Here is a 17,813-nt window from a genome sequence, read left to right on the forward strand (position 1 = left end):
GAGTCAGACGATGAAAACGAAAGCAGCAATCGCATGGGAAGCCGGCAAGCCGTTGACGATCGAAGAGGTCGATCTCGAAGGTCCGCGCGCGGGTGAAGTGCTGATCGAGGTGAAGGCGACGGGCATCTGCCACACCGATTACTACACGCTCTCCGGCGCGGATCCGGAAGGCATTTTCCCCGCGATTCTCGGGCATGAAGGCGCGGGCGTCGTCGTCGACGTCGGGCCGGGCGTCGGCACGTTGCGAAAAGGCGATCACGTCATTCCGCTCTACACACCGGAATGCCGCGAGTGCAAGTTCTGTCTGTCGCGCAAGACCAATCTCTGCCAGAAGATTCGCGCGACGCAAGGCAAAGGCCTCATGCCCGATGCGACTTCGCGCTTCTCGCTCGATGGCAAACCGCTGTTCCATTACATGGGGACGTCGACGTTTTCCAATTACATCGTCGTGCCGGAGATCGCGGTGGCGAAAGTGCGCGAGGACGCGCCGTTCGACAAGATCTGCTATATCGGTTGCGGCGTGACGACGGGCGTCGGCGCGGTCGTGTATTCGGCGAAGGTGGAAGCGGGCGCGAATGTCGTCGTATTCGGACTGGGCGGCATCGGCCTGAACGTGATTCAGGGCGCGAAGATGGTCGGCGCGGACAAGATCATCGGCGTCGATATCAATCCGGGCCGCGTCGAGCTCGCGAAGAAGTTCGGCATGACGCACTTCATCAACCCGAAGGAAGTGGAGAACGTCGTCGATCACATCGTGCAATTGACCGATGGCGGCGCGGATTATTCGTTCGAATGCGTCGGCAATACCACGCTCATGCGTCAGGCGCTCGAATGCACGCACAAGGGCTGGGGCCAGTCGTTCATCATCGGCGTGGCGGCGGCGGGGCAGGAAATCAGCACGCGTCCGTTCCAGCTCGTCACGGGCCGCGAATGGAAGGGCTCGGCGTTCGGCGGCGCGCGCGGCCGCACGGATGTGCCGAAGATCGTCGACTGGTACATGGAAGGCAAGATCAACATCGACGATCTGATCACGCATCATCTGAAGCTGGAGCAGATCAACGACGGCTTCGACCTGATGAAGAAGGGCGAGTCGATTCGTTCCGTCGTCATCTATTGAGCTACTGAGCGAGGAAAACGCGATGCTGGAACTCGTGGAAGAACATCGTTGTTTCGATGGCGTGCAGCGCATCTATCGGCATGAATCGCAGACTATCGGCCTGCCGATGCGCTTTTCCGTCTTTTTGCCTGCTGCCGCGTCTTCTTCGAAGGTGCCGGCGTTGTTTTATCTCGCCGGCCTGACTTGCACCGAAGAGACGTTCCCGATCAAGGCGGGCGCGCAACGTTACGCGGCGGAGCACGGCATCGCGCTGATTGCGCCAGATACTTCGCCGCGTGGCGCGGATATTCCGGGCGAGAAGGATTCGTGGGATTTCGGCGTCGGCGCGGGGTTTTATGTCGATGCAACGCGCGAGCCTTGGGCGCGGCGTTATCGCATGTACTCGTATGTGACGCAGGAGTTGCGCGAGACAGTTCTCGCGGAGTTGCCGGTGCGAGAGGATCGTATCGGCATCTTCGGGCATTCGATGGGCGGGCACGGGGCGCTCGTGCTCGCGTTGCGCAATCCGGATCTTTATCGGAGTGTGTCGGCGTTTGCGCCTATTGCGGCGCCGTCGCAGTGTCCGTGGGGCGTGAAAGCGTTTTCTGGCTATCTCGGCGATGATCGTTCGGCGTGGGCGCAGTACGATGCGAGCGAGTTGATTCTCGGCGATGCGGCTGCTCGGTTCGAAGGCGGGATTCTCATCGATCAGGGACTGGCGGATCAGTTTCTCGCCGAGCAGTTGCATCCGGATGTCTTGGAGCGCAATGCGCGTGATGCCGGACACAGTTTGATCGTGCGGCGGCATGAAGGCTATGACCACGGGTATTTCTTTATTTCTACCTTCGTCGGGGAGCATGTCGCGCATCATGCGCGGGTTTTGTGTCGGTGAGGTTTGGTCTTCTTTTTGTTGCCGGATCCCGTGATCGTGTCGGTCTATCAGCGTTGCCCCTGTGCGGGGCGGCATTGCTGACAGACCGACGCGATCACGGGCTCCAGCGAAGAAATCAATTCCCCCGCTTTCCCAACAGGCTCGCCCCATAAACAACCGCAGCCAGCATAGTGATCCAGAAACTAGTAGGCCAATCGGTATAGAAGGCGAGCGTAAGCCCAGCCCAAGCCTGTGCGAGTGCAAACAGCGCCGCAAGCACGAGCCCTGACGACAATCGCGTCGTGACGTTCTGCGCCGCCGCCGCGGGCCCGACCATCAACGCAAAAACGAGCAGCACCCCGACGATCTGCGTGCAAGCCGCGACTGCCAGCGCGGTGATCGCGAGAAACATCACGGAGACGAGCCGCAACGACACGCCCTTGGCCTCCGCGAGCTCCGGCTGCAAGGACGCAAACAACAAAGGCCGCATGATGACCGCAAGCGCACCGAGGCTGACGACAGCGAGCCCGGCAAGCACGACCAGCGTGTCATGACTCACGCCAAGCACGTTGCCGAACAGAAGGGCAGTAGCCTGAGTCGCATACGCGGTGAAGAAGTGCAGAAACAGCAACCCGAACCCGAGCGAGAGAGAAAGAATCACACCGATGGCCACATCGCGGCCCGAGAGCCGCTCGCCGAGCGCACCCATCCCGACGCCCGCCGCGAGCGTGAATCCGACCATCCCCCAGAGCGGCGGCATGCCGAGCAGCACCGCGCCCGTCGCGCCGGTAAAGCCAACGTGCGATAGCGCGTGACCCGCGAAGGTCTGTCCGCGCAGCACGAGAAAATACCCGACGATCCCCGACAGCACCGCGACGATCCCCGACGCCGCGAATGCATTCACCATGAAGTCGTATTCGAACATTGCGCTTTCTATTTGACGTGACTGTGGCTGTGGCCGTGATCGTGCTCATGGCCGTGATCGTGTTCATGCTCGTGCTCTCCGCCTTCCTCGTGCGCGTGATCGAGCTTGTCGATTTCGACATCGCCCGACATCACGAAGATGCGGCCGTTCACGCGCATCACGTCGATGGGCGAGCCGTACAGACGCGAGAGCACCGGCTTCGAAATGACTTCATCGACAGTTCCGAGCGCCGCGCGCCCGCTGCCGAGATAAAGCACGCGGTCGAGCGAATTGAGCAGCGGATTGAGTTCGTGCGCCGAGAACAGCACGGTGATGTTCAACTCGCGCTGCACCCGCCGCACGAGTTCGACGACCCCCGTCTGATGCCGTGGATCGAGGCTGATCAGCGGCTCGTCGAGCAACAACAGACGCGGATTGCCGAGCAGACACTGCGCGAGCAAAAGACGCTGGCGCTCGCCGCCCGACAACTCCGACAACGGACGCGAAGCAAGCTGATGCGCGCCGACGAGCTCCAGCACGCGCTCGACATCCGCACGGATGCGGGCATTGCGATGCGGCAGTCCCCAGTGATGACCATCCGCGGCCATCGCGACGAAATCGCGGCCGAGCACGCGCCGGTTCGCGAGACCCGTGCGTATCTGCGGCATATAGCCGATCGACGGATTGCCGCGCACGACCGCTTCGCCATTCACGCGAATCGTCCCGCTCTTCACAGGCACGAGTCCGAGCAGGGCGCGCATCAGCGTGGTCTTGCCCGCGCCGTTCGGCCCGAGCACGCCGATGAACTCGCCGTTCTTCACCGTGAAACTCGCGTCGTTGAGAATCTCGCGCCCGCCGAGCGCGAGCGTCACGCGATCGACTTCGAGCGCGGGCTGCATCGTCGCATTCATCGCTGCCATCCTTGCAAGGCGCCCGCTAGCGAGTCGAGCTGCGACTGCATCCATTGCTGATACGTCTTCTTCGCGGGCAAAGTCTCCGTCACGCTGATGCTCGGCACATGCGCGTCCTTCGCGATGTCGAGCAGACGCTTCGTCAGCGCGCCCGTCGCCTGGCTGTTGTAGATGAGCACATGCACGCGACGCTCGCGCAGATCCTTCTCGAACGCGGCGATGTCGGCGGGACTCGGCTCGGTCTCGTTCATCGACGCGAGCTGGAAGCGCTGGTTGCGCATCTCGAAGCCGATCGCATCGGCCATGTAGCCGAACACCGGCTCGGTCGCCGTCACGGGCACGCCCTTGTAATGCGACTTCATCTGCGCGACGGTCGCGTCGATCGGTTTCATCGAATCGAGGAACGCTGCGAGGCGCGCGTCGTAATCGCTCTTGTGCGACGGGTCCGCGCTCACGAGATACGCGCTCACCGCCTTCGCGACGACGGGCATCGTCGCCGGGTCGTACCAGAGGTGCGGATTGTCGCCGGCCTTCTTGCCGACGAGCTTCGCCGCGACGATCGCCGTGCGCTTGCCATTGCTCTTGGATGCCGCGAGCAGCTTGTCCATCCACGGATCGTAATCCGCGCCGTTATAGACGACGAGCGCCGCGTGCTGCAACGCGCGCGCGGTCTTGGGACTGGCTTCGAAGAGATGCGGGTCTTCGTCCGGATTGTTGAGGATGCTCGTCACCTGCACGTGATCGCCGCCGAGCTGGCGAATGACGTCGCCGTAAAAGTTCTCCGCCGCGACGACCGGCACGCGCGCGGTCTGTGCCGATGCCGCGCTGCAAAAGCCGAGCGCGAGGGCGAAGCAGGTCAGGACGTGCGCGAGTTTCATCGATTTCCTTGCAAGTGAGATGTTCTTGAGACGCGGCGATTCAGACATCGCGATGTTTTCGCTGGCAATCGGCGCACAGCCCGCTCAACTCCACGACCTGGTGATGCACCTGAAAGCCGTGCGCGGGCGGGCTCGCCGACAGCGACGATGCGAGTTCGCGGCCCTGAATTTCGAGCGTCGCGCCGCATTCGTCGCAGATGAGGAACTGGCTCTCGTGAGGCTTGCCGGCATCGCAACACGCGATGAACGCGTTCTTCGATTCGATGCGATGCACGAAGCCGTTATCGACGAGAAACTCCAGCGCGCGATACACCGTGGTCGGCGGCACGCGCGCGCCGCGTTGCGGCTCCATCGCGTCGATGAGGTCATAGGCGCCGATCGGCTTGTGCGCCTTCAGCACGAGTTCGTAGACCTGACGGCGCAGCGGCGTCAGCGCGACGCCGCGCTCGATAGCGAGCGCCTCGGCGCGCGCCAGCATGTTTTCGACGGATGCGGTCATGTGATATCGGCCACGCAGAGGTGGCTGCAAAAGGTTGAAGCGCGAGCGAGGGCCGCTCGTCGGACGTTTGGGCGATGATATAACGTATCACGTTCCGTTGCACATTCGCGCACGCTTTATTTTCGGCGGCCGCGGTACGCCTTTTGCTCTCGCGCGCTTGCCGGACGGGGTTTTCCCGAGGTTTTGCGATGTTTGCGCGTCGCAGCATCGAAAGCTGTGTTGACACCTTGACACGATCACGCGCAGCGCCGATCATTCGATCAAACAGAGAGCAATTGTTCATTCGCGGAGCGTTCGCTCGCCGCGAGGGACAAAAAACTATCGGAGACATCGGTGAGATTGAGAGACAAGGTCGCGATCATCACGGGCGCCGCGAGCGGCATCGGCGAAGCAGTTGCGCGGCGCTATCTGGAAGAAGGCGCGAACGTCGTCGTCGTGGATGTGAAGAACGAAGACGACATGGCCCAGCGCTTCGCGGACGTGGCCGACCGCGTGCTCGCGCTGAAGGCCGACGTCACTCAGCGCGACGACATCGCACGCATCGTGACGCGCACCGTCGAACGGTTCGGCGGCATCGACATTCTCTTCAACAACGCGGCGCTTTTCGACATGCGCCCGATCCTCGACGAATCCCGGGACGTCTATGACCGCCTCTTCGCGGTCAACGTCAAAGGGATGTTCTTTCTGATGCAGGCGGTCGCGCAGCGCATGGTTGAGCAGGGGCGCGGCGGCAAGATCATCAATATGTCATCGCAGGCCGGGCGGCGCGGCGAAGCGCTCGTGTCGCATTACTGCGCGACCAAGGCGGCGGTCATCAGCTATACGCAATCGGCGGCGCTCGCGCTCGCGAAAGAGCGCATCAACGTGAACGGCATCGCGCCGGGCGTCGTCGACACACCGATGTGGAAGGAAGTCGACGCGCTCTTCGCGCGTTACGAGAATCGTCCGCTCGGCGAGAAGAAACGGCTCGTCGGCGAAGAAGTGCCGCTTGGACGCATGGGCGTGCCCGACGATCTGACGGGCGCGGCGCTCTTTCTGGCGTCATCGGATTCGGATTACATCACCGCGCAGACGCTCAATGTCGACGGCGGCAACTGGATGAGCTGACGCGCCGCACGCGCGCCACGCAGCTTGAAGCGCGGGAAGCACCGTCTATAGTGAAACGGCGTCGAGTCGATGGCGCCAAGTCGGCGAAGGCAAGGGCGGCAACAAGGATAACCCCGGCAACCACGCGATCCACGATCGCGCACCCTCAAAAAGCAGGCAGCGGCATCCACGGCGCTTGCGTCATGCAGCGAGACCACCACGGCGCCCGTGCCAACAAAAAGGAGACGAACTCAATGAAACGCACTCAACGCATCGTTCGAGCACAACCGCGCGCGCGTCGCGCTCCGTTCGCGACCGCGGCGCTGTCCGCCGCGCTTGCAGCGGCCGCGCTCGTGCCGCTGTCGGGGCATGCCGCGACGACCATCACCATCGCGACGCTGAACAATCCGGACATGATCGAGCTGAAGAAGCTCGCGCCGGCGTTCGAAAAGGCCAATCCGGACATCCAGCTGAAATGGGTGATTCTCGAAGAGAACGTGCTGCGCCAGCGCGCCACGACCGACATCACGACCAACAGCGGCCAGTTCGACGTCATCACCATCGGCACGTACGAAGCACCGCAGTGGGGCAAGCGCGGCTGGCTCTCGCCGATGACCGGCCTGCCCGCCAACTACGATCTCGACGATGTCGTGAAGACCGCGCGTGACGGCCTCTCGTCGGGCGGCGTGCTGTATGCGCTGCCGTTCTACGTCGAAAGTTCGATGACGTACTACCGCAAGGATCTGTTCCAGGCCGCGGGACTGAAGATGCCCGATCAGCCGACCTACGACCAGATCAAGCAGTTCGCCGACAAGCTCACCGACAAGTCCAAAGGCCAGTACGGCATCTGCCTGCGCGGCAAGGCGGGCTGGGGCGAGAACATGGCGTACGTGTCGACGGTCGTGAACACGTTCGGCGGCGAGTGGTTCAACGAGAAGTGGCAGGCGCAGCTCGACACGCCCGAATGGAAGAAGGCAGTCGGCTTCTACGCCGATCTGCTGAAGAACGACGGCCCGCCGGGAGCGAGCTCGAACGGCTTCAACGAGAACCTCACGCTGATGTCGTCCGGCAAGTGCGCGATGTGGATCGATGCGACGGTCGCGGCAGGCATGCTCTACAACAAGTCGCAATCGCAGGTGTCGGACAAGATCGGCTTCGCCGCCGCGCCCGTCGCCGTCACGCCGAAGGGCTCGCACTGGCTGTGGTCGTGGTCGCTCGCGATCCCGAAGACGTCGAAGCAGCAGGAAGCCGCGAAGAAGTTCGCCGCGTGGGCGACGTCGAAGGAATACATCGAGATGGTCGGCAAGGACGAAGGCTGGGCATCGGTGCCGCCGGGCACGCGCAAGTCGACCTACGCGCGCCCCGAGTACAAGCAGGCCGCGCCCTTCGGCGACTTCGTGCTGAAGGCGATCGAAACCGCCGATCCGAACGATGCGACGCTGCACAAGGTGCCGTATAGCGGCATCCAGTTCGTCGGCATTCCGGAGTTCCAGTCGTTCGGCACGGTGGTCGGCCAGTCGATCGCGGGCGTCGTCGCCGGACAGACGAGCGTCGATCAGGCGTTGAAGGCCGCGAATGCCGCGGCGGATCGCGCCGTGAAGCAAGCGGGCTATCAGAAGTAATTCCTGTGGTAACGGGCCGCGTCGCCTGATGCGGCCCGGGAAGCATCATCGAGAGGTGACACGATGAGTCAACTGAATCCCCCCATCACCGATCATCATCTGGAGGAGTCCGCCGCCGAACGCGACAAGCGCCGCGCGAAGTCGGTGCGATGGCTGATCTCGCCGTCGACCGGACTGCTCTTCCTGTGGATGGCCATTCCGCTCGCGATGACGATCTGGTTCTCGTTTTCGCGCTACAACCTGCTGAATCCCGATGTCAAAGGTTTCGCGGGCTTCGACAACTTCGAGTTTCTCGTCACCGATCCCGCGTTCGGGCCGTCCATCGGACATACGCTGACGCTGATCGTGTCGGTGCTCGTCATCACGGTCGTAGGCGGCGTGCTGCTCGCCGTGCTGTTCGATCGCAAGTTCTTCGGACAGGGCATCGCGCGTCTGCTCGTGATCGCGCCGTTCTTCGTGATGCCGACGGTCTCCGCGCTCATCTGGAAGAACATGATCCTGCATCCGGTGTACGGCCTGATCGCCAGCCTGATGCGCTCGATGGGCATGCAACCGATCGACTGGTTCGCCGACTATCCGCTTTTCGCGGTCATCGTGATCGTCGCGTGGCAGTGGCTGCCGTTCGCCTTCCTGATTCTCTTCACGGCGATCCAGTCGCTCGATCAGGAGCAGAAGGAAGCGGCGCGCATCGACGGCGCGGGTCCGTTCGCGATGTTCTTCTTCATCACGCTGCCGCATTTGAAGCGCGCGGTGGCCGTGGTCGTGATGATGGAAACCATCTTCCTGCTGTCGATTTTCGCGGAAATCTATACGACGACGGGCGGCGGTCCCGGCACCGCGACGACGAATCTGTCGTACCTGATCTACGCGCTCGGCCTGCAGCAGTTCGACGTCGGCCTTGCATCGGCGGGCGGCATTCTCGCGGTGATTCTCGCCAACATCGTCGCGTTCTTCCTCGTGAGAATGCTCGCGAAGAACCTCAAAGGGGAGTACGAGTCATGAGCACGCAATCGGTCAATGTTCCGCCGCGGACTTCCGCGCTCGGCCATGCGAAGAACATCGTGCCTGGCATCGTCGCGTGGATCGTGTCGATCCTGCTGTTCTTCCCGATCTTCTGGATGACGATCACCGCGTTCAAGACCGAGCAGCAGGCGTATTCCTCGTCGCTGTTCTTCACGCCGACGCTGGAGAGCTTCCGCGAAGTGTTCGCGCGCAGCAATTACTTCGGTTTCGCGTGGAATTCGGTGCTGATCTCGGTCGGCGTCACGGTGCTCTGCCTGATCCTCGCCGTGCCGTGCGCCTACGCGATGGCCTTCTTTCCGACCAAGAAGACGCAGTCGGTGCTGCTGTGGATGCTGTCGACGAAGATGATGCCGTCGGTCGGCGTGCTCGTGCCGATCTATCTGCTGTGGAAGAACACGGGCCTGCTCGATACCGTGTCCGGCCTCGTGATCGTGTACACGCTCATCAATCTGCCGATCGCCGTATGGATGGCCTACACGTACTTCAACGAAGTGCCGAAGGACATTCTGGAAGCGGGCCGCATCGACGGCGCGACGACGTGGCAGGAAATCGTCTATCTGCTGATGCCGATGGCGTTGCCCGGTCTCGCATCGACGGGGCTCTTGCTCATCATCCTGTCGTGGAACGAGGCGTTCTGGAGCATCAACCTGTCGAGCTCGAACGCGGCGCCGCTGACGGTGTTCATCGCGTCGTATTCGAGTCCGGAAGGCTTGTTCTGGGCCAAGCTCTCGGCGGCTTCGTTGCTCGCGGTCGCGCCGATTCTGATCGTCGGCTGGGTCTCGCAGAAGCAACTGGTGCGCGGCCTTACGTTTGGCGCGGTGAAGTGAGGACGCACTCGTGAATCTCACTCCATCCCGAGACGCCAATCTCGAAGATCGCCTGCTGATCTGCGATTGCGACGGCGTGCTGATCGACAGCGAAACGGTGGCGGCGCGCGTGCTCGTCGCCGAGTTGCAGGCGCTGTGGCCGGGCGTCGATGTCGAGCCGGTCGTGATGCCGCTGCTCGGCCTGCGCATCGAGGCCGTGCTCGCCAGCGCCGCCGATACGGTGAACCGGACGCTGACGCACGATCAGGTCGTCGCCATCCGGCGGGCCGTCGAAGCCGCGGCGATGCAGGCGCCGACCGTGCCGGGCATCGCCGAGGCGCTCGCGGCCGTGCCCTTCACGAAGGCGTGCGCGAGCAACAGCTTCTCGACGTATGTCGATGCCGTGCTGCAGCGCACGGGTCTGCTGCGCTTTTTCGGCGAGCGGCGTTTCTGCGCGGACATGGTCGCGAATCCGAAGCCCGCGCCGGACGTGTATCTCGCGGCGGCGCGCGCGATGCGCATCGATCCGCTGCGCTGCCTCGTCGTCGAAGACAGCGTGACCGGCGTGACGGCGGCGCGCGCGGCGGGCATGCCGGTGCTCGGCTTCATCGGCGGCGGACACGCGACCGAAGGGCAGATCGGCGCGCTCGAAAAAGCGGGCGCGCAGGCGGTATTCGACGACATGACGCGACTGCCTGCGCTCGTCGAGCAATGGGTGCAGAACGCGACGTTCGAACTCAGATAGCGATGGCGTTTCATCGCATCGCCAATGAAGACTGGAGACACACACCATGGCTAGCCTGACACTTCGCAACATCAGCAAGCGTTATGAAGAAACCGAGGTGATGCGCAACATCAACCTCGATATCAACGACGGCGAGTTCGTCGTGTTCGTGGGCCCGTCGGGCTGCGGCAAGTCGACGTTGATGCGGATGATCGCCGGCCTCGAAGACATCAGCGGCGGCGACCTGATGATCGACAATGCGCGCGTGAATGAGCTCGCGCCCGCGAAGCGCGGCATCGCGATGGTGTTCCAGTCGTACGCGCTTTATCCGCACATGACGCTGTACGACAACATGGCGTTCGGCCTCAAGCTCGCGGGCGAGAAGAAGCCCGCGATCGACGCCGCCGTGAAGAACGCCGCGAAGATTCTGCACATCGATCATCTGCTCGATCGGAAGCCCAAGCAGCTTTCGGGCGGCCAGCGTCAGCGCGTCGCGATCGGGCGCGCGATCACGCGCAAGCCGAAGGTGTTCCTCTTCGACGAGCCGCTCTCGAACCTCGACGCCGCGCTGCGCGTGAAGATGCGCCTGGAATTCGCGCGCCTGCACGACGATCTCAAGACGACGATGATCTACGTGACGCACGATCAGGTCGAAGCGATGACGCTCGCGGACAAGATCGTGGTGCTGTCGGCGGGGAACATCGAGCAGGTCGGCACGCCGAACACGCTTTATCACGCGCCGGCGAACCGGTTCGTGGCGGGCTTCATCGGCTCGCCGAAGATGAACTTTTTGTCGGGCACCGTCGCCGCGGTGCAAAACGACGGCGTCCTCGTGAAGTACGCGACGGGCGAGACGCAACTCGTCGGCGTGCTGCCGGGCAATGCGAAGCCGGGCGATGCGGTGACGGTCGGCGTTCGTCCGGAGCATCTGCAGCCGAATTCGCCGGAAGCGGGCGATTACGGTCTCTCCGCGACGGCGATGACCGTCGAGACGCTCGGCGATGCGGCATATCTGTACGCGGAAACCGAAGTCGCGCCGGATGGATTGATCTCGCGCATTCCGCCGCTGGAGAAGCACGCGCGTGGCGAGAAGCTGAAGCTCGGCGCGTCGCCTGAGCATTGTCATCTGTTCAACGCGGAAGGGCAGGCGTTTACGCGCAAGGTGGTCGATTCGTGGCTGCGGGAGCACGCGACGGCGGCTTGAGCGTTCCTCGGGTGTTGCGGGCGCGGTTCGTCGGGACCGCGCTTTTTCGTTTTATGCCGCGTTATTCGACCTGACACCTTCCCAAAGGGCTTCGGTGCAAAGCGCAATGTGCTCCGGACTGCGCGGATAGACTTGCTCGCGGGCCTTTACGACTTCGTCGAGCATTCCCAGCAACCGGCCTTCGAGCTCGACGCGGCTTGCGCCCCAAGTCATATCGATATCGGAGATGGCAACGCCTACGGATCGGTGCAGCTTGATCAGGGCATCGACGATATCGAGATTCGGGTCGTAGCGGATAGCGTGTTAATGAATGAACGCGCGCCGGAACATGGTGCTCGGATTGGCTAGATAAGCCGCTCCGAGAAGAAAGCGGCCTTTGATGGTCGCATCGTCGAGCGGAAAGTCGGTTATGGATTCTTCGTCGCCAAAGAGCCTGATCTGAGAGCCGACCACGGTCACATCCGGATTCGCATCGAGAAAATCTGCCTGTTTTCGGAGACGCCCCGGTTCGGCCAGATCGTCGTGATCGATGCGCGCGATGTATTCGCCCCGGCACAGATCGAAACCGCGATTGGCGTTGGCAGGGCGGCCCTGATTGTGCTCGAGCGGGAAGATGCGGATGCGCTCGTCGTTCAGGCTTCGAACGAGTGAGAGCGTGTCGTCGGTGCTGGCGTCGTCGAGAACGAGGATTTCGAAGTCGGCGTCCTGATTGAGCAACGATTTCAACGTTTCGACGATATGCGATTAGGTGTTATAGGTTGGAACGACGATTGATATTTTTGGCATTACTAATAGTGAAGGAATAAAGTCGGCGCGTAGCTTACGTCCCAATGTCGCTCAAAAGGAACCAGCGCATCGATTAATCATTTGAGTTGCCTGCAAATCGATGATCCGCGTCAAATCCTTGTTTCTCTCGGCTTCCTCCTAATCAAATCACGACAGCGAGCCGCTAGCATGTCGTGCACATTTATGCACCTGACGCGACAAGGAGAAGCAGTGCGTTTCGACGGCTATTTCATCAATCTGGATCGGAGTCAGGATCGGCGCAAGTCGATGGAGACGCAACTGGCGAGCATCGGCTATCAGGATCGAATCGTGCGTTTCGCCGCGGTTGACGGCATCGCCCAAGGACCGTTCGACAACGCGGGCAAGAACTGCGTCTGGGCATGTCGGCAATCGCACGAACGGGTAATCCTCAACTCCTCCGCCGACACCGCCACCGTCGTGCTGGAAGACGACGTGGAACTGAGCCCGCTCTTTCCGACGCTCATCAACGATCGCATACTCGCGGCGCACATCGGCAACAATCCCGACCTCGACCTGATGTTCCTCGATTGCGCACCCGTATTCGACCGCGTGTCCCTTCTGCTGCTGGAGGCGGAGAAGCGCATGAACGGCCGCGCGAATCCGCAATTGCTCGGCGATGGCCGTCACTATTTCGACAATGTCAGTTTGTTCGACGCGAGGGCAACCTACGCGTTTTGTGCGGCGGCGTACGTTGTCACGCCGAAGGGAAAGCAGAAACTTCGTACGCTGTATTCAGCGTCGGAAGACCAGGCCGTGCCGGTCGACATGCTTTTCAGGCATTGGCTGCACTTCGACGGGCTGTCCGGCCAGCTGGTCGTTCCGTTCCTCGCAACGCCGGAATACATGAGCGCAACGACGATTTCGTACGATGCACTCGACGCGCCCGTCATCGATCAGACAGTCGGCCTGGCGATCGGCGCCATCCGCAGGCTGCTCTTCGCCGGCGATGCCAATCTCGACACGAACAGGATCGATGCGCTCATCGAAGCCGGCCCGCGTTCGCCCGAATACAAGCTAGGGCTGGAACTTGCCGCAGCGATGATGAGGGCGTCGTAAAACCGTACCCGTATCGGGCGATGCGCGATAATCTCGGCTTTCGACCGGCCACATCCGATGACCGGCGCCGAACCCCCATACCGCCATGCCCGTCCTGAACGAAATCTTCGTCTATCCGATCAAGTCCTGCGCGGGCATTTCACTGCGCCGCGCGACGCTCTTCGAGACCGGCCTCGAATACGACCGCCACTGGATGGTGATCGACACCGCCGGCGCCATGTTCACGCAACGCTCGCATCCGCGCATGGCGCTGGTCCGCACCGCGTTCGATGCCGATGATCTCGTCATCGACGCGCCCGGCATGCCGACCCTGCGCACGCCCTTGCGCGCCGAAGCGCTCGCCGATGCGAAGCCGATTCGCGCGACCGTCTGGCGCGACACCGTCGATGCGCTCGACGCGGGCGAACAAGCCGCGCACTGGTTCAGCACGTTCCTCGGCGTATCCGCGCGGCTCACGCGATTCGCACCGGCATCCCGCCGCGATGTCAGCGATAAATGGACCGCGCCGCAATCCACGCACACGCGTTTCGCGGATCAGTTTCCGTTGCTGGTCGTCGGTCAGGCATCGCTCGACGATCTCAACGCGCGGCTGTCGGCCAAAGGCGCGCCGGGCATCGCGGCGAATCGCTTCCGCCCGAACCTCGTGATCGGCGGACTCGATGCTTACGGAGAGGACTACGTCGGCGAAATGCGGATCGGCGATGCGCAATTGCGGCTCGTGAAGCTCTGCACGCGCTGTCCGATTCCGTCGATCGATCAGGCGACGGGCGCGCCGAACCCGGCATGGCCGCACGAACCGCTCGACACGATGAGCGCGTACCGTGGCAGCGACCAGTTCGACGGCGCGCTCACCTTCGGCAAGAACGCGATCGTTCTGGAAGGCGAGGGCGTTGCGCTGGAGATCGGACAGGAAGTGGAAGCGGAAATCGACTTCTGAGCCGTCAGGCTTCGAGCGCGGCCTTCGCGCACAGTTCATCGGTGACGAGTCCCGACAGCCACTTTCCCTTCAACGCCGCGACCAGTGCTTCGCGCTTGCGCTCGCCGCCCGCGAAGCCGATGGTCGGACGTTTGGGCGGCGAGTCGAGCGCGAGGCTCGTCGCGCGCGCGCCGGTCTTCGATTGCACGCGGCGGCCGTCTGCATCGATCGGCAGGCCGAGCCATTCGGCGACCGCGCCTGCCGACATCATTTCATCGACTTCCGCGCGCGTGATGAAGCCGTCCTCGTGCAGCGGGCAATTCACGCCCACGTTGCCGATGCCGACGAACGCCACGTCCGCCTTCTGCGCGAGTTCGCCGACGATGCGATACAGCCGGTGATTGACCCACTGCGCGCGCTCGGCGACGTTATCTGCCATGAGCGGCGCGGGCAGCATGAAGTGCTTGCCGCCGGTCTTTTCCGAAAGCTGCTGCGCGACGTCGTAACGATTCGACGAGCCGTCCTGCGCGATTGCGCCGACCATCGACACGAAACGATGCTGCGGCCGGTCGATCTGCCCGATCTGCGCGACGCAGGCTTTCAGCGTGCGCCCGCTGCCGATGGACACGACGAGCGGCTTTTCTTCGAGCAGATAGCGCTCCATGACCTGCGCGCCGGCGACGGCGAGCTTGCGGTCGACCTGTTCGGGCGCATCGCCGTCGATGGGCACGACTTCGCACATCGCGAGGCCGTAGCGGTCGCTCAGCGCTTTGGCGAGCGAAAGACAATCGGCGATGCGGTGATCGACGCGCACGCGGATCAGGTTTTTTTCGACCGCGAAGGCGACGAGGCGCTGCGCCACCGGACGCGAGATCTGGAGCTTTTCGGCGATCTCGTTTTGGGTGTTGCCGGCGACGTAGTAGAGCCACGCTGCGCGCGTTGCGAGATCGAGTTTTTCAGTGGATTTGGGCACTGGGGGTTTGGTTTTCGGTTCTTGGTTTTTGATTTTCGCTTTCTGGCGAGGGTGTTTGTCGTGGAATCCTGATTACGTGTCGGTCTATTAGCACTGCCCCTGTGCGGGGCGGCACTCACTTTCTTTGCTGCTGCAAAGAAAGTAAGCAAAGAAAGCAGCTTCCGATACGCCCGCGGTCACACGCAATTTGGGTAGTCCTCTCGTCCATCGTGGGCTGCCTAAAGAGTGCCCTCATAGGCCCCATCGGGCTTGGCTCGCGCACGGTCTGTCTCATCGCACCACACACCAAACTGGTTCAGCACCAAATAGCTCCGGCCCGCTTCGCGGCCGACCGGTCAATCGGGTCCGCGCGTGCTTCTCTACTAACGTCTCCATCTCACTGCAATCGCCGCCCTTTGGTTTCCCTTGCATACCCAACGGCAGCGCGTAGCGCTGTGCCGAAGCTCTTTCGTGCTGAACCAGCGGCCATCTAAAACTAGCTCGTCAGACCGTGCGCGATCCAAGCCCGATTGGTCCTTTGAGGGCGACACTTAGGCGAGTGCCACCGAGGACGAGAGAACTACCCAAATTGCGTGTGACCGCGGGCGTGTCGAGCTGCTTTCTTTGGTTACTTTCTTTGCAGCAGCAAAGAAAGTGACTGCCGCCCCGCACAGGGGCAACGCTAATAGACCGACACGACAACGGGATCCGGCGAAGAGAAACAAAGCGCCAAACCCCGCACCGCCCACACGCTTCATAGAAGCTCAATACCAATACAAAATCAAGCCAACCGCGGCCGCGCCGAATCGAACAACGGCCTCACATGCTGATACAGCTCCCGAAACCCCTTCAACCGCTGCCGCAGCAACGCATGCCGTTCGGAATTCGGCGTGAATTCCTGCTTGATCTCGGGCTTCGCGAGCACCGTCGCCGGATCGCCGCCCGCCGCAAGCCACCCGAGCCGTGCCGCGCCGAGCGCCGCGCCGGTCTCGCCGCCGCCGTGCGTGCGCGTCGGGGTATCGAAGGCATCGGCGAACATCTGCGCCCAATACGCGCTACGTGCACCGCCCCCGAGCATCGATAGCGCGCGCGCCTGCGTGCCCGCGGATTGAAGCGCATCGAGGCCATCGGTCAAGGAGAGCGTCACGCCTTCGAGCACCGAATAGCCGAGCAACGCGCGATCGGTCGCGTGCGTCATGCCGAAGAACACGCCCTGCGCATACGGATCGTTGTGCGGCGTGCGCTCACCACTCAGATACGGCAAAAACAACGGCGCAGACGACAAAACATCGACAGGCAAAGATTCGATTTCCGCGAGCAGCGTCGGCTCATCCGTCGATGTCAGCTTGCACACCCAGCGCAAACAGCTTGCCGCCGACAGCACCACGCTCATCTGATGCCACCGATCCGGAATCGCGTGACAGAACGCGTGGACGGCCGAAGCCGGGTTCGGCCGAAAGCGATCGCCGATGACGCACAGCACACCCGATGTGCCCAGCGACAGAAAACCATCGCCCGGATCGGTCGCGCCGATGCCCACCGCGCTCGCGGCATTGTCGCCGCCGCCCGCCGCGACGATCACGCCTTCGCGCAAGCCGAATTCGCGCGCGAGCTCGGGCCGCAAGGTGCCCGAGGGCGCGCTGCCTTCCGCGAGCGACGGCATCTGCCGGCGCGACATGCTGCACGCGGCAAGCAACTCGTCGGACCAGTCGCGGCGCGCGACATCGAGCCAGAGCGTGCCCGCGGCATCGGATGGATCGGACACTTTCGTGCCCGTCAGATGCATCCGCAGATAATCCTTCGGCAACAGCACGCACGCGGTCTGACGGAAGACATCGGGTTCGTTGTGCGCGACCCAGAGCAGCTTCGGCGCGGTGAAGCCAGGCATCGCCAGATTGCCGGCGATCTCGTGCAAGTTCGGCGCGCGCTCGTAGAGCTCGGCGCATTCCTTGTCGCTGCGCATGTCGTTCCACAGGATCGCGGGACGCAGCACCTTGTCCTGCGAATCGAGCAGCACGGCGCCGTGCATCTGACCGGACAGACCGATGCCGCGCACCTGCGCGAACTCATCCGGGAATTTCTCGCGCAGCTTGAAGAGCGCGGCGCGCGTGCCTTCCCACCAGTCGAGCGGATTCTGCTCCGACCAGCGCGGCTTCGGACGCGAAACGGTGAACGGCGTGCCGGCCGTGCCGACGACGCTGCCGTCGCTCGCGAGCAGCAGCACTTTCACTTCGGAGGTGCCGAGGTCGATGCCTAAGTACATGAACGGACCCTTTGTCGTTGCCGGAATCGAACTTGGTCAGAAACCAGGCGGGACGCCATATCGGCGGGAGGCGCTAATTTAACGCCACGCGCGACGCCGCGCCATGAGCACATTACCCGAGCGGCGCGGCTTGCAGTTTCGCGATGCCATTAACGCGGCGATAACAGCGGGCTTATGGCCGCTTATGGCCGCTTG

The 17,813-nt window shown here is 62.7% G+C and carries 17 protein-coding genes; 10 read left to right on the forward strand and 7 right to left on the reverse strand.

Annotation, left to right across the window (positions count from 1 at the left end):
• The first annotated feature begins 10 nt into the window (after positions 1 to 10).
• Together NCS02_RS03055 and fghA are read left to right on the forward strand one after the other, a co-directional pair.
• Complete coding sequence (locus NCS02_RS03055; RefSeq protein WP_008351283.1) at positions 11 to 1,117, forward strand: S-(hydroxymethyl)glutathione dehydrogenase/class III alcohol dehydrogenase; 1,107 nt, start codon at positions 11 to 13, stop codon at positions 1,115 to 1,117.
• Positions 1,118 to 1,139: 22 nt separating this feature from the next.
• Complete coding sequence (gene fghA / locus NCS02_RS03060; RefSeq protein WP_244807721.1) at positions 1,140 to 1,988, forward strand: S-formylglutathione hydrolase; 849 nt, start codon at positions 1,140 to 1,142, stop codon at positions 1,986 to 1,988.
• 115 nt (positions 1,989 to 2,103) lie between these two features.
• On the opposite strand, the gene NCS02_RS03065 is transcribed toward fghA, so the two are convergent.
• From NCS02_RS03065 to NCS02_RS03080, 4 genes are read right to left on the reverse strand one after another with little or no spacing between them, the layout of a single operon-like run.
• Complete coding sequence (locus NCS02_RS03065; RefSeq protein ID WP_175979860.1) at positions 2,104 to 2,892, reverse strand: metal ABC transporter permease; 789 nt, start codon at positions 2,890 to 2,892, stop codon at positions 2,104 to 2,106.
• A gap of 8 nt (positions 2,893 to 2,900) precedes the next feature.
• Positions 2,901 to 3,782: a metal ABC transporter ATP-binding protein gene (locus tag NCS02_RS03070; protein ID WP_008351261.1), complete on the reverse strand. Its 882-nt coding sequence runs from the start codon at positions 3,780 to 3,782 to the stop codon at positions 2,901 to 2,903.
• Positions 3,779 to 4,660 carry a metal ABC transporter solute-binding protein gene (locus NCS02_RS03075; RefSeq protein ID WP_008351260.1) on the reverse strand — a complete coding sequence of 294 codons (882 nt, stop codon included), beginning with the start codon at positions 4,658 to 4,660 and terminating at the stop codon, positions 3,779 to 3,781. Before NCS02_RS03075 ends, NCS02_RS03070 begins: the two co-directional genes overlap by 4 nt.
• Before the next feature lie 40 nt (positions 4,661 to 4,700).
• Positions 4,701 to 5,159 carry a Fur family transcriptional regulator gene (locus NCS02_RS03080; protein WP_008351259.1) on the reverse strand — a complete coding sequence of 153 codons (459 nt, stop codon included), beginning with the start codon at positions 5,157 to 5,159 and terminating at the stop codon, positions 4,701 to 4,703.
• Between the two features lie 333 nt (positions 5,160 to 5,492).
• Here NCS02_RS03080 and NCS02_RS03085 point away from each other — a divergent pair, with 333 nt between their 5' ends.
• The 6 genes from NCS02_RS03085 to NCS02_RS03110 all read left to right on the forward strand — a co-directional run bounded on the left by NCS02_RS03085 (position 5,493) and on the right by NCS02_RS03110 (position 11,624).
• Positions 5,493 to 6,266 carry an L-iditol 2-dehydrogenase gene (locus tag NCS02_RS03085; protein ID WP_250522880.1) on the forward strand — a complete coding sequence of 258 codons (774 nt, stop codon included), beginning with the start codon at positions 5,493 to 5,495 and terminating at the stop codon, positions 6,264 to 6,266.
• Positions 6,267 to 6,499: 233 nt separating this feature from the next.
• The gene (locus NCS02_RS03090; RefSeq protein WP_008351257.1) at positions 6,500 to 7,867 is read left to right on the forward strand and encodes an ABC transporter substrate-binding protein; all 1,368 of its coding nucleotides are present in this window, start codon (positions 6,500 to 6,502) and stop codon (positions 7,865 to 7,867) included.
• Positions 7,868 to 7,930: 63 nt separating this feature from the next.
• Positions 7,931 to 8,869 (forward strand): carbohydrate ABC transporter permease, encoded by a 939-nt coding sequence (locus NCS02_RS03095; RefSeq protein WP_008351256.1) that lies wholly within the window; start codon positions 7,931 to 7,933, stop codon positions 8,867 to 8,869.
• A complete protein-coding gene (locus NCS02_RS03100) occupies positions 8,866 to 9,717 on the forward strand; it encodes a carbohydrate ABC transporter permease (protein ID WP_008351255.1) in 852 nt (283 codons plus the stop codon). The genes NCS02_RS03095 and NCS02_RS03100 overlap by 4 nt, the downstream gene beginning before the upstream one ends.
• A gap of 10 nt (positions 9,718 to 9,727) precedes the next feature.
• The gene (locus NCS02_RS03105; protein ID WP_244807723.1) at positions 9,728 to 10,441 is read left to right on the forward strand and encodes an HAD family hydrolase; all 714 of its coding nucleotides are present in this window, start codon (positions 9,728 to 9,730) and stop codon (positions 10,439 to 10,441) included.
• A 46-nt stretch (positions 10,442 to 10,487) separates the two neighbouring features.
• Positions 10,488 to 11,624: an ABC transporter ATP-binding protein gene (locus NCS02_RS03110; protein ID WP_008351252.1), complete on the forward strand. Its 1,137-nt coding sequence runs from the start codon at positions 10,488 to 10,490 to the stop codon at positions 11,622 to 11,624.
• Positions 11,625 to 11,927: 303 nt separating this feature from the next.
• Here the strand turns inward: NCS02_RS03110 and NCS02_RS03115 are convergent, their stop codons facing one another.
• Positions 11,928 to 12,362, reverse strand: coding sequence for a glycosyltransferase family 2 protein (locus NCS02_RS03115; protein WP_342346276.1), 435 nt, complete (start codon positions 12,360 to 12,362; stop codon positions 11,928 to 11,930).
• 258 nt (positions 12,363 to 12,620) lie between these two features.
• Here NCS02_RS03115 and NCS02_RS03120 point away from each other — a divergent pair, with 258 nt between their 5' ends.
• Positions 12,621 to 13,487, forward strand: a complete 867-nt coding sequence (locus NCS02_RS03120) for a glycosyltransferase family protein (RefSeq protein ID WP_244807725.1) — start codon at positions 12,621 to 12,623, stop codon at positions 13,485 to 13,487.
• Positions 13,488 to 13,572: 85 nt separating this feature from the next.
• Positions 13,573 to 14,424, forward strand: coding sequence for an MOSC domain-containing protein (locus NCS02_RS03125; protein ID WP_244807726.1), 852 nt, complete (start codon positions 13,573 to 13,575; stop codon positions 14,422 to 14,424).
• A 4-nt stretch (positions 14,425 to 14,428) separates the two neighbouring features.
• Here NCS02_RS03125 and NCS02_RS03130 read toward each other — a convergent pair whose 3' ends face one another.
• Together NCS02_RS03130 and xylB are read right to left on the reverse strand one after the other, a co-directional pair.
• Positions 14,429 to 15,376, reverse strand: a complete 948-nt coding sequence (locus NCS02_RS03130) for a sugar-binding transcriptional regulator (protein ID WP_008351245.1) — start codon at positions 15,374 to 15,376, stop codon at positions 14,429 to 14,431.
• A gap of 760 nt (positions 15,377 to 16,136) precedes the next feature.
• Entirely contained in the window at positions 16,137 to 17,618 is a 1,482-nt protein-coding gene (gene xylB / locus NCS02_RS03135; RefSeq protein WP_034474392.1) for a xylulokinase, read from the reverse strand.
• Positions 17,619 to 17,813 lie beyond the last annotated feature (195 nt).

This window comes from Caballeronia sp. NCF2 (assembly GCF_023631205.1).
In the GTDB taxonomy this organism is placed as follows: Bacteria; Pseudomonadota; Gammaproteobacteria; order Burkholderiales; family Burkholderiaceae; genus Caballeronia; species Caballeronia zhejiangensis.